The 15,451-nt window shown below is 45.1% G+C and carries 19 protein-coding genes; 10 read left to right on the forward strand and 9 right to left on the reverse strand.

Features of this window, described 5'->3' with window-relative positions:
- Positions 1-74: 74 nt before the first annotated feature.
- The 9 genes from ACYVD4_RS23015 to ACYVD4_RS23055 all read right to left on the reverse strand — a co-directional run bounded on the left by ACYVD4_RS23015 (position 75) and on the right by ACYVD4_RS23055 (position 7,472).
- Entirely contained in the window at positions 75-1,727 is a 1,653-nt protein-coding gene (locus ACYVD4_RS23015; protein ID WP_460949744.1) for a D-alanine--D-alanine ligase family protein, read from the reverse strand.
- 139 nt (positions 1,728-1,866) lie between these two features.
- A complete protein-coding gene (locus ACYVD4_RS23020) occupies positions 1,867-2,133 on the reverse strand; it encodes a NifU family protein (protein ID WP_460949746.1) in 267 nt (88 codons plus the stop codon).
- Positions 2,134-2,174: 41 nt separating this feature from the next.
- Positions 2,175-3,278, reverse strand: coding sequence for an Mrp/NBP35 family ATP-binding protein (locus ACYVD4_RS23025; protein ID WP_460949747.1), 1,104 nt, complete (start codon positions 3,276-3,278; stop codon positions 2,175-2,177).
- A 69-nt stretch (positions 3,279-3,347) separates the two neighbouring features.
- Entirely contained in the window at positions 3,348-4,346 is a 999-nt protein-coding gene (locus ACYVD4_RS23030) for a GSCFA domain-containing protein (RefSeq protein ID WP_460949749.1), read from the reverse strand.
- Between the two features lie 73 nt (positions 4,347-4,419).
- Positions 4,420-5,085: a Uma2 family endonuclease gene (locus ACYVD4_RS23035; RefSeq protein ID WP_460949751.1), complete on the reverse strand. Its 666-nt coding sequence runs from the start codon at positions 5,083-5,085 to the stop codon at positions 4,420-4,422.
- 92 nt (positions 5,086-5,177) lie between these two features.
- The gene (rplI, locus tag ACYVD4_RS23040) at positions 5,178-5,621 is read right to left on the reverse strand and encodes a 50S ribosomal protein L9 (RefSeq protein WP_460949753.1); all 444 of its coding nucleotides are present in this window, start codon (positions 5,619-5,621) and stop codon (positions 5,178-5,180) included.
- A 112-nt stretch (positions 5,622-5,733) separates the two neighbouring features.
- Positions 5,734-5,985 (reverse strand): 30S ribosomal protein S18, encoded by a 252-nt coding sequence (gene rpsR / locus ACYVD4_RS23045; RefSeq protein ID WP_012925715.1) that lies wholly within the window; start codon positions 5,983-5,985, stop codon positions 5,734-5,736.
- A 15-nt stretch (positions 5,986-6,000) separates the two neighbouring features.
- A complete protein-coding gene (gene rpsF / locus ACYVD4_RS23050; protein ID WP_460949754.1) occupies positions 6,001-6,363 on the reverse strand; it encodes a 30S ribosomal protein S6 in 363 nt (120 codons plus the stop codon).
- Between the two features lie 167 nt (positions 6,364-6,530).
- Positions 6,531-7,472: a hypothetical protein gene (locus ACYVD4_RS23055; protein WP_460949756.1), complete on the reverse strand. Its 942-nt coding sequence runs from the start codon at positions 7,470-7,472 to the stop codon at positions 6,531-6,533.
- A 187-nt stretch (positions 7,473-7,659) separates the two neighbouring features.
- On the opposite strand from ACYVD4_RS23055, the gene ACYVD4_RS23060 reads away from it, so the two are divergent.
- The 10 genes from ACYVD4_RS23060 (at position 7,660) to ACYVD4_RS23105 (ending at position 15,388) form a co-directional block, all read left to right on the forward strand.
- Positions 7,660-8,319, forward strand: coding sequence for a YggS family pyridoxal phosphate-dependent enzyme (locus ACYVD4_RS23060; RefSeq protein WP_460949758.1), 660 nt, complete (start codon positions 7,660-7,662; stop codon positions 8,317-8,319).
- Between the two features lie 129 nt (positions 8,320-8,448).
- On the forward strand, positions 8,449-8,826 hold the full coding sequence (locus ACYVD4_RS23065) for a DUF423 domain-containing protein (protein WP_460949760.1): 378 nt from the start codon (positions 8,449-8,451) through the stop codon (positions 8,824-8,826).
- A gap of 137 nt (positions 8,827-8,963) precedes the next feature.
- Positions 8,964-10,559, forward strand: coding sequence for a peptide chain release factor 3 (locus tag ACYVD4_RS23070; RefSeq protein ID WP_460949761.1), 1,596 nt, complete (start codon positions 8,964-8,966; stop codon positions 10,557-10,559).
- 91 nt (positions 10,560-10,650) lie between these two features.
- The gene (locus ACYVD4_RS23075; RefSeq protein WP_460949763.1) at positions 10,651-11,070 is read left to right on the forward strand and encodes a hypothetical protein; all 420 of its coding nucleotides are present in this window, start codon (positions 10,651-10,653) and stop codon (positions 11,068-11,070) included.
- 139 nt (positions 11,071-11,209) lie between these two features.
- Positions 11,210-11,443, forward strand: a complete 234-nt coding sequence (locus ACYVD4_RS23080) for a hypothetical protein (RefSeq protein ID WP_460949765.1) — start codon at positions 11,210-11,212, stop codon at positions 11,441-11,443.
- 140 nt (positions 11,444-11,583) lie between these two features.
- Positions 11,584-12,441: an ABC transporter ATP-binding protein gene (locus ACYVD4_RS23085; RefSeq protein ID WP_460949767.1), complete on the forward strand. Its 858-nt coding sequence runs from the start codon at positions 11,584-11,586 to the stop codon at positions 12,439-12,441.
- A complete protein-coding gene (locus tag ACYVD4_RS23090; RefSeq protein ID WP_460949769.1) occupies positions 12,438-13,271 on the forward strand; it encodes a hypothetical protein in 834 nt (277 codons plus the stop codon). Before ACYVD4_RS23085 ends, ACYVD4_RS23090 begins: the two co-directional genes overlap by 4 nt.
- A gap of 2 nt (positions 13,272-13,273) precedes the next feature.
- Positions 13,274-13,645, forward strand: coding sequence for a GntR family transcriptional regulator (locus ACYVD4_RS23095; RefSeq protein ID WP_460949770.1), 372 nt, complete (start codon positions 13,274-13,276; stop codon positions 13,643-13,645).
- A gap of 21 nt (positions 13,646-13,666) precedes the next feature.
- Positions 13,667-14,356 carry a hypothetical protein gene (locus ACYVD4_RS23100; protein ID WP_460949772.1) on the forward strand — a complete coding sequence of 230 codons (690 nt, stop codon included), beginning with the start codon at positions 13,667-13,669 and terminating at the stop codon, positions 14,354-14,356.
- Positions 14,357-14,446: 90 nt separating this feature from the next.
- On the forward strand, positions 14,447-15,388 hold the full coding sequence (locus ACYVD4_RS23105; RefSeq protein WP_460949774.1) for a LysR substrate-binding domain-containing protein: 942 nt from the start codon (positions 14,447-14,449) through the stop codon (positions 15,386-15,388).
- The last annotated feature ends 63 nt before the right edge of the window (positions 15,389-15,451 follow it).

The raw sequence follows: 15,451 nt of genomic DNA on the forward strand, positions 1-15,451 counted from the left end.
AGATATATGAAAAAAGGCGTTTAGAATCATCCAAACGCCTTTTTATCATGAATTTGATATGTATTGATTTCGCTTTATACGTAACGCTCGGTAATATGAGCTGTTCGCTCGGTGGTTTCTATTAATAATGGGTGCCGAGGTTGCACCAAAGCTGTTTCGAGATCGGCAATCGTATCTTTAAAGAGCAGATTAACCGGAATTTCGTGCGACTCCTGTTTGCTTTTAATATACATCAATGACGGACGTACTGTTCCTGAAGCGGCAAGCTCGTTATATTGCTGTTTGGCGGCAATAAATTCCGCATCGCCGGGGCCAAACGAAATGATACGTTCTGGCAAGGGATTCGCTTTTCGATTTGCTAAAGCTTCATCAAGTGTTGTCAGCAGATTTTTGAGGTGAAACGTATCTTTACCAGTACGAATACGTTCACGTAACGATTGCCGAATAAGGTATGTAAGCGAGTGGCAAAGATTCAATCCGATCTCGGCCATCTGCTTAAAAATCAGTGACGACGGCGACATACCCGGAATAGTATTCGGGTCATGGAGCAGTACGTCTCCGGCCGGAGTCAGAAAACCATCGATACGTGAATAAACGTTGATGCCCAACCGAGAGAATACGCTTTCAACGGCTAACTGAATTTTGCGGTTGTTTTCCAGACTTGTCTCAACCGGAATCCGCTTTTTAGTGGTATTGAGCTTGTATTTAGATTCGAAATCGAAGCTCGTTACGTTGTAGATTTCGGTTGGTGGCAACGCGATGGCTACCTGGTCATCGTCCTGAATTACACCACACGAAAACTCCTGCCCGCTGATAAACTCCTCAAACAGAACTTCGTCTTCGGCATTTAAGGAGCCAATCGTGAGGGAATGATTATTCGCAATAATAGAGTTTAGTTTGTCGACAAAATCCTTTGGGTGGTTGATGACTTCGCCAGTTTGCTCAATCACTACCGGAAAACTAATTCCCGAATCGAGGCTCACCATTTTCTGAGCCAGCCCGTGTTTTTCTTCAGCCGATAACTCGCTCCATTCGCTCAGTTTGCTCCAGCCATCGGGTTGAATGCTCGTTGTGAAAAAGCATTGTTCTACTGCGCGGCAGAATTGGGTTAAATCGGCCTCCCGAACAATGGCAACCCCAATAGATGAGCCCTGATGTGGCGCTTTTACTACGATTGGTAATCCAAGGTGTTTAACCAGTGAGTCGAAAAAATGTACTTTGTCGGCCTGTTCGTAAGCGTCGCGGCTGATGGTAGCTGTCTTTTTCTGTTGACCGTTTACCAGTGCAATTAGCTCATTCTGAAGTATTTTATTTATGCCGATAGATGAGCCAACCAGACCCGGACCTGTATACGGCATTTTATACCATTCCAAAAGCCCCTGAATAGCGCCGTCTTCGCAATCGGGACCGTGCATAGCCAGAAACGCCAGATCGAAATAGTTTTTGAAATGTTCGGGTCTAATTTCGGGAAGCAATGTTTCCAATTTCTGAACATCCAGCGATTCGTCATAAACCGAAAAACCGGAATCATCCTGTGGTAGTGCGTCACGTAACGATGGTTGATTCAGGAAATCGGTGTCGACAAGTCGGAATCGGCCACGTCCGTCTACAAATACCAGAACAGGCTCGAACAAGCCTTTGTCTAAATTGGCTAAAGCTGTGCGTCCGCCCGCAAACGACACTTCGCGCTCACGCGCCGGTCCACCAAAAAAAATGCCTATTTTCACAGAATTGAGAAGTATTATCAAGTACAAAGAAACAAAAAAGCCGCTTGCTTTTAGACAGACGGCTTTTTTGTTTTACGTATGTATGATAATCCTCTACAAAATTGGTTGTAAAGGAAATAAAAACTAGAAAGAATTCAGTTTAAAAAGCTGGAGTCAGGTTCACGGCTTCAACCTTTGTGATTTCGGGAACAGCTTTCAGAATAGCTTCTTCTAAACCACCTTTAAACGTCATCGCCGACATGGGGCACGTACCACACGAACCAACTAGCTCCAGCCGAACAACTTTATCGTCAGTCACTTCCAGGATTTTAACGTTGCCGCCATCGGCTGCTAAATAAGGCCGCATAGAATCAAGAGCCCGTTCTATTCTTGTAATCAGTTCGTCGTTATTTACTACCGTTTCCATTGAATGCTTGATTTACGGTAAATTTATAGTTTCTGTGTTATTTATGCAACCTCAACCCGCGCTGTGCGGTCGAGCGTAGCGTTACGTATAGCAACTTGTTGAGCGAGTGCTTCGGCTGCCCCCCGGAATGCATCAGATGCAATGGGTTCGCCAACGCTAATCGCTGGTCGGCCTTCATCACCCGCTTCCCGAATGCCCTGAACAAGCGGAATTTGCCCCAGCATTGGTACGTCGAACTGATCAGCTAATTGCTGACCGCCCCCTTTTCCGAAAATATAGTATTTATGGTCAGGAAGTTCGGCAGGTGTGAAATACGACATGTTTTCAATAACACCCAATACCGGTACGTTGATCTGAGGTTGGCGGAACATAGCTAACCCTTTTATGGCATCGGCCAGTGCCACTTTTTGGGGCGTTGTAACAATAATAGCGCCCGTAACCGGAACGGTTTGAACCAGCGTAAGGTGAATGTCGCCAGTGCCCGGTGGTAGATCGATGAGCAGGTAATCAAGCTCACCCCAATCAGCATCGGAGAAAAACTGTTGTAACGCCCGACCCGCCATCGTACCGCGCCAGATAACCGCCTGATTGGGAGCAATTAATAAGCCCATCGACAGCATTTTGACACCAAACTGCTGAATAGGCTCCATTTTCGTCTGCCCATTCTCCTGATAAACGCGAGGCTGGATATTTTCAGCACCAAACATTGTAGGCATCGAAGGACCGTAAATATCGGCATCGATAATGCCAACTTTCGCACCAGATTTGTGCAATGCAATAGCCAGATTGGCTGTTACGGTCGATTTGCCTACGCCACCTTTTCCCGACGACACGGCAATGATATTTTTCACACCCGGTAGCGTAGGCGCGTTGTTACGTGTCGACGTAACGTCTGACGTCATGTCAATCGTAACCTGAATATCGGACCCGATATGTGCGTGAATAGCGTCTTCACAACGCTTTCGTATAACTTCTTTGAGTGGGCAGGCTGGTGTTGTTAACACCACCGTAAAGCGTACGGAACCAATACCAAGCGTTACGTCTTTAACCATGTTAAGCGATACAATATCTCGCTTTAAATCGGGTTCTTCGACGGTACTCAGTGCTTTTAGAACGGATTCGTTAGATAATCGGTAATCGGACATTCGGGGAAATGTATAATGGCTAATGTATACTAAACAATGCGTAAGAAACAGCCTTTAAGCCATTTCTCATCATACATTAGCCAGTATACATTTTTCTAAACGCCTTCGCACCTCTGCCAGTTCCGCCGATACGTCAACACGTTTTGATAAGGCTTCCAATTGCGTTACTAATTTTGCTAAAAACTGCTGATGTGCGGGGCTTTTATCGCCATAAAGTGGCCTATGTGCCATTGATTTACGTAACTGCGCCCATTCATTAATAAAATCGCAAAGCCCGGCATCAAACGCAGTTTCGGCGAATTTTTCAAAAATATAGTCGTGCGCCTGTGCATTTGGATGAATCAGGTCTGCTTCATAAAACCGATAATCCCGCAGGTCGTCTATCATCAGTTCAAAAGCCGGAAAATACATCACCCAATTGTTCCAGACGGTCAATTCGTGCGCCAGTACACGTAGCGTTGATTTACTCGCACTATTGAGCGGCAACGTATCACGCGTATGACGTACCGGACTAACAGTTAATAATATCTTCAATTTCGGATTGACCTTGTGCAGTATTTTCAGTAACCGATTCATATCGTCGCGCAGATGGTCGATCTGATACAGATACTTCTCGAAAAGTGTTCCCGGCATTTTATGACAGTTAGCAACCACCTTTCCGGTTTCAATATGTCTGTACACGATAGCTGAACCAAGCGTAAGAAAGAGAAAATCAGCTTGTTGGATCGCTTCGGCTGTTTCGGATAACCTTTTTACCAGAATACTACGTAGCTCATCGCGATTTTCGGCCCATAATGATGAATGAAAATCGTAATGAAACCATATACCATTACGTTCAACGTAGCGATTCTCGTCGGGCGAAGTTCCCTGAAATGCCATCGTCAGCAATTTGGCGATGGATGTTGGGTTAAAAATAGTGCCAAACGGGTTGTTCAGTACGTCCAGTTTATGGTCGGCGAGTCGGCGTCCCATTACGTCGGCAAAGCAGGAGCCAATGGTCACAATTTGGCTAGTTAAGCCAATGCGATAGGGTAGTGGTTCGGGCGAAAATTCGGTATGAAACAGCATACCTTATTAACAAAAAAGCAGCCTATTTAGGTCCGCTTTTTGTAAAAATGTTATATGCGTATAACTTTGAAAATCAATTAGTAATGATTGATATGAGAGCTTCGTTACTAATAGTTTCGTTAAAGATTGCTGCCGCCGGAATCCGAAAGCCTGCAATTGTTTTCGAAGAAATTTCCTGCCCTGATTTAACTACCGTTTCCTGAGCGAATGTCTGGAAATCCAAATCTAAAACGTACTGTTCAATGGTTTGTTTCTGGGTGTCTATGATCCAGTATTCCTGAACACCATGTGCCGCATAATCGTCATATTTTATGCCCCGATCTATTTTTTCGGTACTTCGCGAAAGTACTTCAACGACTAGATCAGGCGCTGGAAATTGCATCATTTCACTGTCAAACGCCTGCGCACGAACTGCTGTCCAGAAACAAATGTCAGGTTCGTAATCATTACGTGTCAGCGAAACCATCGCTTTTTCAGAAGCAACACGTCCTAGTTTATGCTTGATTACGTAAGCTCTAAGTAAACTATAAAGATTCCCAACAGCCGTCCAATGCCGTTCTTTGACAGGCGAATGCATGACAATTGCTCCATTGATGAACTCTGCCTTGTGGTCTTCATTTACCCAATCATAAAACTGTTGCCGTTGCCGGGTTTCGTCACGTAGCACAACCTCAGCCTGCTGTATGAGCAATTTCAGATTAGGCGCATCCAATAATTGGTCTAAACCCAGTATAGCCATAAATTCATTTTCGTTTACCCAAATCTAACAAAAAAACCGACTGGTTTCGTCTGCTGACGTACCAGTCGGTTTTGGGTAAGCGGATTGGCGAATTACTCGGCCGATACAACTTCGAACTTCACTTTGTGCTTTACATCTTTGTGTAAATCAAGCGAAGCTTCGTAGGTACCAAGCGTTTTTACGTCTTCAACCGTAATTTTTTTCCGGTCTACTTCGAAACCTTTTTCGCGAAGTGCTTCAGATACCTGCGTGTTGGTAACACGACCGAAGATACGTCCGCTATCGCCAGCTTTTGCTGGAATAGTCAGCGTAATATCGCCGATAGCGTCGGCAGTTGCCTGAGCATCATTTCTTAGTTTTTCGGCTTTGTGAGCAGCCTGACGGATGTTTTCAGCAACGATTTTCTTGTTCGAGCTGGTTGCCATCATTGCAAATCCCTGGGGAATCAGGTAATTGCGACCGTAACCGGGCTTCACCGTAACGGTGTCGTTTTTATAGCCCAGGCCGGCAATATCGGTTTTTAAAATGATATCCATTTTTAAGAAGTTGTAGGGTTGTAGGGTTGTAAGGTTATAGCGTTAATACGTTCCGGCTGGAACTATATAACTTACTAACTTTACGACTTTACAACCACATCGGTGGTCCGATTTATTTTAAAGAATCTCCTACGTATGGCAGGATGGCTAAATGACGAGCGCGTTTGACAGCCTGGGCCACTTTGCGCTGGTTTTTCAGACTCGTGCCGGTGAGCCGACGGGGCAGAATTTTACCCTGTTCGTTCAGCAACTTCAGCAGGAAGTTACCGTCTTTGTAGTCGATGTATTTGATGCCGGCTTTCTTGAAGCGGTCGTATTTTTTGCGGTTCTCGGTTTTCGAGACAGATTCGTTCTGTAAGCTCATGGTTGACGGGGTTTATCAGGCGTTTTCGGTTTGTTTTTTCTTACCCACTAATCCATTCCGTTTCTTATCGTTATAAGCCACAGCGTGCTTATCGAGCGAAATCGTCAGGTGACGGATAATACGTTCATCACGAAGATACTCGGTGTTGAGTTTCTCGATGATTGTACCGGGAGCCTTGAACTCGAAGAGTTGATAGTAACCCGTATTTTTGTGCTGAATCGTATAGGCCAGCTTACGTAGGCCCATGTTATCTTCGTGAACAAGCTCGGCACCATTGTCGGTGAGCACTTTCCGGAACTTGTCAACGGCGTCCTTCATCTGAGCATCAGATAAAACGGGAGTTAAAATGAACACCGTTTCGTAGTTATTCAAAAACATTTTTTGCAATTGGTTTGAAATGAGGGCGCAAAGGTAAGAAGAAAGTTGTATAGTTGTATGGTTGTGTAGTTATAAAGTTACAGGGTTGTACGGTTATAGAGTCTGTACGCACTTTATTACGTAAACTTTATAACCGTACAACCCTATAACTTTATAACTACACCAGTCTATTTAACCGTAAACTCGCCTTCGCCGATGCGGAAGCCTTCACAATAGATTTCGACCGCATGGCGACCTTCATTGAACCGTTGACCTCCCCGGCCAAAAATGAAGTCGACCTGCTGGCGGCTGTTGTCGAAGTTGAACCGTTGCGTAGCCGTATAAATCGTGCCCTGTCCACCATAGGTAAACTCTCCCGAGCCCGTTGCCATGTCTGCAATGATTGCCCCGTTGGGGTCGAGAATACGCAGATACATTTGTTTTTCTTCCTGCTTTGCCAAGCCATTGGGGGCAAGCCGTACCGAGATACGTAGCTTGTCGATACGTTTGGCTTTGTACGTACCGCCATCACTTTCTTTACCGCGTGCATTCAAGGCATTTACGACAATATTTTCGGCACGTAACGCAGCCGCAATCGTTACTTTTTCAGCTAATTCCTGATTTTTGGAAGCTACAGAAGCTACCGAATCGCTTAGGCTTTGTTTCTCGGCTTTTAAGCCAGAATTTTCCTGAGTAAGGGCTTCATTCTGCTGCGTCAATACGCCATTCTCTTCTTTCAGGCGCGCAATTTCCTGGTCTTTCTGAGCCAGAAGATTCTGATAATTGCGAATCTTCTGATCGTATTTTTTACTGTCGAACGAGGTCACGTTACGTAGTTCCCGTTTATCGGTCTCGAGCTGTGATTTTACTTTCATCAGCGAATCCACGCTGCCGCCCAGCCGCTGAATTTCAGCGATTTTTACGTCTAGTTGGGCCGAAATGGAGTCCAGCTTTGTTTTGGCAATTAAAACCTCTTCGGTTTTGGCCGCAATGGTGGCATCTTTGGTTTTGTTGTCCTGACGTTCCTGATAATAAAAGTAAATTAACAGGATATTTAAGGCGGCCAGAATTAATAAGGCGACTACTAAAAAACTACGACTGTTATTATTGGGTTGCGGTCTGGGTTCCATAAGTTTTTCTACATGTATGGATTTGGTTGACATTGTTACCAAAACCAATGCATTAGATGAAATATTGTGTTGATTGGATTATTAAACGCAAATTCTGGCCAAAAACTACGTGTTTCTGCGAAGTTCTCAAACCTATCTTTGCACAATAATAATACGCTGTAGCGATAAAGCTACTTTCTGACATACGATGATTGCTGACTCTATTCGACAGATTGACGATTCTCTATCCGGTAAGGCAAAACTAATTGCGGTTACCAAAACCAAACCTATCAATCTGATTCAGGAAGCTTATGAAGCGGGTTGTCGGCGGTTTGGAGAAAATAAAGTGCAGGAGATGGTTGACAAACAGCCGCAGCTTCCGGCCGATGTAGAATGGCATTTAATTGGTCACCTACAGACAAATAAGGTGAAATATATCGCGCCTTTTGTTTCTATGATACAGGCAGTCGATAGTTTGAAACTCCTGCAGGAAATTAACAAACAGGCGGCCCGGAACAATCGCGTTATTGATTGCCTGTTGCAAATCTATATTGCTGATGAAGAGACGAAATTTGGTCTCTCGCCCGAGGAGGCCGAAACCTTACTGGATACGTTAAAAGAAAATCCATTACCCAACGTACGTATCGTTGGGTTGATGGGCCTAGCTACCAATACGTCGGATGAGGATCAGGTTCGGCAGGAGTTTCGCGGGCTGAAACAACTCTACGAAAAGCTATCAACCCGCCAGCAACCCAACGTATCATTTAGCGAATTGTCGATGGGAATGAGTGGCGATTATGAACTGGCGGTTGAAGAAGGCAGTACAATGGTACGTGTTGGAAGTGCTATTTTTGGGAGTAGAATTTAGCAACTTCATAGATTAAGCTAGATTTCTGAACTGGTATTTTCAGGATTAAAAAGATTTACAGGATTTTGGATTCTGCTTTACTGACAACTAATCTTGCCAATCTTTTTAATCCTGAAAATATCAGTTCAGATGAAATTCTTTATTCAGGCAGGTGCTGTATTAGGTTTGTTAGGCGTAGCGATCGGCGCATTTGGAGCACATGCACTACGTACCATGCTCGAATCTACAGGTCGCACTGCTACGTTCGAGACTGCCGTTAAATATCAATTCTATCATGCATTGGCTCTCGTATTGATCGGTATCTTGTTGAATCTGTTCGGCAATAACGCGACGATGGTGAAATTGCTTAGTTGGTCGGGCTATTCATTTCTAGGGGGCGTACTTATTTTCTCCGGTTCATTGTACATTCTTTGCTTCACAGGCGTTACGTGGCTAGGCGCCATTACACCCATTGGCGGACTGGCCATGATTGTTGGCTGGGCATTGCTGATGTGGGCTTTCTTGTAAGTGATAACGGGGCCGCCCGTGCGGTGATGAGAGATAGGTGATGAGTTTGCTGACGCACCAATAAACACTAGAGCCAGCAAACTCATCACTTATCTCTCATCACTTATCACTATATTTGTATTCTGATTCTGAGAATAATGCAAACGAATATACAGGCAGAAACCGCTCGTCGGCGGACGTTCGCCATCATTAGTCACCCCGATGCCGGGAAAACAACGCTCACCGAAAAACTGCTACTGTTCGGGGGGGCCATTCAAACGGCAGGGGCCGTTAAATCAAACAAAATCAAGAAAACTGCTACGTCCGATTTCATGGAGATCGAAAAGCAACGCGGTATCTCCGTTGCTACGTCGGTGATGACGTTTGAATATGATAATCTGAAAATTAATATACTCGATACGCCCGGCCACAAAGATTTTGCAGAAGATACGTATCGTACACTCACGGCTGTTGATAGTGTGATTCTGGTAATTGACTGCGTGAAAGGCGTTGAGGAACAGACCGAACGATTGATGGAAGTATGCCGGATGCGCGATACGCCGGTAATTATTTTTATCAATAAACTCGACCGCGAAGGGCAAAATCCGTTCGATCTGCTCGATGAACTGGAAGAAAAGCTGAATATCCGCGTTCGACCAATGACCTGGCCCGTAAACATGGGCGCCGACTTTAAGGGCGTTTACAGCCTCATCGAAAAAAAGTTATATTTCTTCAAGGTCAACAAAACCAAAGTAGAAGACGACGTACTGCCGATTGAGCTACAAGATTCACTACTCGATCAGAAAGTAGGTGACCGCGATGCGGCTCAGCTTCGGGAAGACGTAGAACTTATTGAAGGCGTGTATGATACGTTTGACCGACAGGCCTATCTCGACGGAAAACTGGCTCCGGTATTTTTCGGATCAGCGGTTAATAATTTTGGTGTGAAAGAATTGCTGGAAGGTTTCTGCGGAATTTCGCCAGAGCCGATTGCCCGGCAAACGGACAAACGGGAAGTATTTCCGGAAGAGAAAAATTTCAGCGGATTCGTCTTTAAAATTCACGCCAACCTCGACCCTCGCCACCGCGACCGGATTGCGTTCATGCGTATCTGCTCGGGCGTGTTCGAACGTAACAAGTTTTACCACCATACGCGGCTCGATAAAAATGTTCGGTTTGCCAGCCCATTCAGCTTTATGGCTGACAGCAAGAGCGTAGTAGAAGAAGGATTTCCGGGCGACGTAGTAGGACTTTACGATACGGGTACGTTCAAGATCGGCGATACGTTGACCGAAGGCGAAGACTTACAATATCAGGGAATTCCGAGTTTTTCGCCCGAAATTTTCAAGGAACTGATCAACCTCGATCCAATGAAATCGAAACAGTTGGATAAAGGTATTCAGCAGTTGACCGACGAGGGCGTAGCTCAGTTATTTACGCTTGAGTTAGGAAATCGGAAAATCGTTGGGACCGTTGGCGAACTGCAATTTGAAGTGATTCAGTATCGTCTGGAGAACGAATATGGTGCAAAATGTCGCTGGGTACCATTGAATTATACCAAAGCCTGCTGGATTACGTCTGATAATCCGGCAAAATTGGCTGAGTTTATCCGTCTGAAAGGCAACCAGATTGGCTACGATAAAGACGGTCAGCCTGTGTTTCTGGCCGAATCGGACTGGATGCTACGTATGAATCAGCAGAACAATCCAGATATTCAGTTCCACCTTACGTCGGAGTTTAACGTAGCAGTCTGAGTTGTGAGTTGAGTTGATACGTATTCATATATTCCTGTAAACTACTCGGGTTATGCAGTGTTATATAAGAAACATATAACACTCAACAGCTATGAAATACGTACTAGGTATGTTTTCGTTGATGATCCTGACCGCAGGTTCGGTTGTGGCTCAGCAACGTAACACGAATCAAAAACCGGCCGGAAATTCAACTTTATCGACCACACAGGGTTCTGGAACTGGGCAATCGCCTGAACAGTACAATACTACTGCTGGTGATGCATCAAGTAGTACAACATCGACGGGTGTGCCGCAAAATTCGCTGCCACGTAACAGCAACAACCAGACAAACCCGACCGTTGGAACCGGTACTACGTTAGATCAGAATGCAGGCGCTGGCAGTAATTCGCCAAGTCCGGCCGTTAGTCCGAGCCCGATTCCGACCAAAACGGATAATACCAGCAGTGTGCGGGAAGGTGGTGAGACGGGCGTAAAGGCAAAAAAAATAAAACCGCCAAAAGAGAATAAGTAGTCTGAAACTACAATGAATAACAACGAGCCCGCACTAGCTGCGGGTTTTTTGTTAATAAAACTTTAATAACCTTTATAGTCTATAGGGAGTTACTATTATTGAACTAACAAATTTGTGTTTTACTTAACGAAGAAAAACCATGAAAAAGTTAATGATAGTTGCTATTGCTGGTATGTTGGCATCAAGTGCGGCTTTTGCGCAGGATGATATGAAAAAAGATGCCAAAATGGAGCACAAAAAAATGAAGCAGGAAGCTAAAATGATGAAGAAAGAGGCCAAGAAAGAAGGAGATGATGCGAAAGCAGATGCGGCCAAAGAAATGAAGAAAGAGCATAAAGAGATGAAGAAAGAGAAAAAAACTACTGACCAGTAAGCTGGTTAATAGCTGATTATACAGAAGCCTTCCAAACCGGAAGGTTTTTTTTTTGCTCAAAAAAATTGTTAAAAGCTTGACTTCAATTCATAATTCTGCTTAGTATTGCAGTGTACTATTTATCTAATACACTATAGCGCATGATCGAATTACGAAATGTGTCGTTTGGCTATCGGAAGAACATACTTCTGTATGAGCACCTGAATCTGACGCTAAGGCCGGGTTCTATTTATGGATTACTGGGGCCAAACGGCGTTGGCAAATCGACTTTGTTCCGGCTGGTGGCTGGATTACTTTATCCCAAAACAGGGGCCATTCGAATAGGGGAGTACCTGTCAGGTGAACGCAAACCTGCTTTTCTCGAAAACATTTTTCTGGTTCCCGAAGAGTTTTATATGCCGTCGGTACGTATTCGGCAATTTGTGGAGTCGAATGCGCCTTTTTATCCCCGCTTCGACCGGGCACAAATGAATGGGTACATCCGCGAATTTGGCCTGACCGACGATATGAAGCTGAATGAACTTTCTTACGGGCAGAAAAAGAAAGTGCTCATCGGTTTCGGATTGGCCACAAATACGGCCGTTTTGCTAATGGATGAGCCGACCAACGGCTTAGATATTCCGTCGAAAAGTCAGTTTCGGCGATTGGTGGCAGGGGCAGTTGATGAACAGCGGACGGTCATTATTTCAACCCATCAGGTTCGCGACCTCGAAAGCCTTATTGATCCGATTGTTATTCTGGCAGAACGTAGCATTGCGCTCAACGCCAGCGTCGAAGAAATTACATCCCGTCTGTGGTTTGGCATGATGCCCGAACTAGATAAAAGCCGGTCTATTTTATATAGTGAACGAGCCGTGGGAGGTTATGCCGTTGTGGCCGAAAATCCGCTGGGTGAACCAAGTCGACTTGATCTGGAGCGACTTTTCAATGCGGTTCAGGCTGAGCCAGTACGTATGCAGCAATTATTTTCTTCGCTATTAACTCCCGCAAACGTATGAACCAGCTATTTTCAATAACCCGTTTCGGGCGAATACTACGTAAATATTTTATCGATAATCGTGGGCAACTGCTCGCTAACCTCGGACTGTTAATAGGCGTGTTGGTCGTATTATGCCTTTTTATCTACCGAAGTTATCCAATGGAAGTTGACAGAGAGCGACATATGTTTCTGTTAATTCTGGGCTGGGCGCTCTGGTACATATTTATTATGCAGCAGATCACAGTATTCAATCAGAAAGAACGTGCGATTAATTACCTCATGCAGCCAGCTTCACAACTGGAAAAAATCACATTGTTATGGTTTATTTCTGGTATTGGGTTTCTGGCTGTCTATCTCATCATTTTTACGGCGTTTGATGCCATTGGAATCGCCTATATAAACAATCGGAGCTGGACTCCTGAACAACTTGATCAGATACGCCGAATAGGAGGACTTTTTAAGCTTAACCCCTGGTATCACTCCAGCGGGATAGAAAGTATTCCTGTATTAGTGTGGCTCCTCACAGCAATATTTCACGCAGTGTACATGATGGTCTCGTTTGTAGTTCGGCGATATACGATGGCTCTGGGCGTTTTGCTGACATTGGCTGTTTTCTTACTGAGCATCGTGCTGAATAGCGTGTTTATGCAGCTACTAACCGGAAATTCGATCATTCGTACGGCTGCCCCTTTTGCACAGGCTATGGTTGAAGGGCCGAATCAGTCGGGCTGGCGAAGAATTGATTTACCGCAGCCGCTTGGCGATCAGATTCGCTACACAGTGGCTGCCGTTGTGGCTATTCTGGCGTACATCACCGCTTATGTGCGACTAAAAGAAAGGGAGGTGTAGCTATGGATTTTCGAGATAAACAAGCCATTTACCTGCAAATTGCCGAGCACGTAAGCGAGCAGGTGCTACTGGGACGCTGGCCCGTTGGTGAAAAAATTCTGTCGGTGCGAGAGTTGGCGGCCGAGCTGGAAGTGAACCCGAATACGGTAATGCGAACCTATGATTTTCTGAGTCAGAAAGGGGTTATTGCCAACAAACGAGGCATCGGCTATTTCCCGACCGACGATGCTGTTGAGCGTATTCGGGCGTATCGACGTGAGCAGTTTCTGGAAAACGACTTACCTGTTTTCTTTAAAAATCTGTATCTGCTTGGCATCGAACTGCCCGAAATAGAAGCACGCTATGAGCAATTCGTAGCGGCTCATTATTCCTGACCTTCATTCCGATAATTCATCATGAAAACAAGTCATATATTACTGGCAATAATTCTTCTGGTCACGCTTACCGGAATGGTTGCCACCGACGTATTACTCAAACAGGAATACCAGAGAATTGACTGGAAAAATCCGTACCAGTCATTTGTGCATCGGCCGTTGCCAGGCTTGAAACACTACGTAATTGAGGGAACACCAATTGGTGAAATCATGCTGCTACGTAGTACTGATAAAGCCGAGGCATTGATTGAGCCAGAACAGGCAAAGTTTTACAAAACTCGACAGCAGGGTGATACGTTGTTTGTAAGTTTTACACCCGAATTCAGCGGCTATCAGGGTACTCCGCGTGAGGATGCTGATTATGAAAAGAGCAAACACGTTGTGCTACGTATCGCCGATTTGAAGTCGCTACGTGTAAAAGACAGCCGACTGACGCTAACTGATTTCGGAACCGATACGTTGTCAATAACGTTGCAAAACAGTCGCCTGCGAACAAATAAGCTTGGTGTTTCGAAGGGATTTTCTATTAACTCGAGCCAGAATAGTTTTGCTGTGCTGGGTACTGAAGATCAGTATAATTTACTACGTGCTGTTGTTCAGGATTCGAGCGGTATTCAGCTCAACAATACATCGATAAAGACATTTGTTCCCAACGTATCGCCGAAGGCAGAAATACAACTGAGGGGTGATGCGCTGAAATGGTTGAAATAGGCCCAGACAGGCTCCGGCTGTCGGAGTCGCAATAGCGGCTAATCCCGTAGCTACAACCGACAGCCGGAGCCTATCAGTTTTGTACTTAAAATGACGCTTTCACAACTCGATTATATTGTAGCGGTTGATACGTATCGGCACTTTGCTACGGCCGCTGAAGCCTGCCACGTAACACAGCCCACGCTGAGTATGCAGATTCAGAAACTGGAAGATGAACTGGGCGTACTGGTTTTCGATCGATCGAAACAGCCCGTTGTGCCTACCGAAACCGGGCAGGCTATTCTGGCGCAGGCGCGTGATGTGTTACGGGCTGCCCGACGTATTCCCGAGATTGTGAGTGAGTCGAAAGAAGATTTCCGGGGTGATTTTCGCATTGGTATTATTCCAACACTGGCCCCTTATCTGCTGCCCTATTTCATTGGTGAATTTGTGGGAAAATACCCAACTGTAAGCGTTCATGTGCAGGAATTGGTGACCGAGCAGATTATTGAGCGGCTTCGAAATGGGTTGCTCGATGTAGGACTGGTTGTAACGCCACTGGACGAAAATGGAATCACCGAAATTCCGCTTTTTCAGGAGCCATTCGTAGTTTATGCTGCTGATAAACATCCGTTACTTAACAAGCCGACGGTATCACCAAACGATTTGCCGACTGATGGGCTTTGGTTGCTAACTGAAGGGCATTGTTTTCGGAATCAGGTGATGAACCTGTGCGGTGCCGACCGACAATCCAGTAAGGCAACAGCGTTACGTTACGAAACGGGTTCGCTCGAAACGCTTATAAAACTGATCGATAAACAGGCTGGTTTTACGTTATTACCTTATCTGGCTACGATTGATATGGATGCTACGCGCCGGGCCAGACTACGCCCATTTTCAGACCCTGTTCCGGTTCGTGAAGTGAGTGTGGTGATGCATCGTAGTTTTTTGAAGCGTAAACTTATTCAGGCCCTCAAAGCTGAGATTGTTACCCATTTGCCGGGAGAACTAATGACGAATTCATTTGACAGGAAATTGGTGAGCGTTTTATAGTAAATAGTGGTGATGTCTGGTTTACTGATAGTTAGATAAGGTATCTCCAGCGATTCCTGTTTC

The sequence above is a fragment of the Spirosoma daeguense genome, assembly GCF_054776875.1.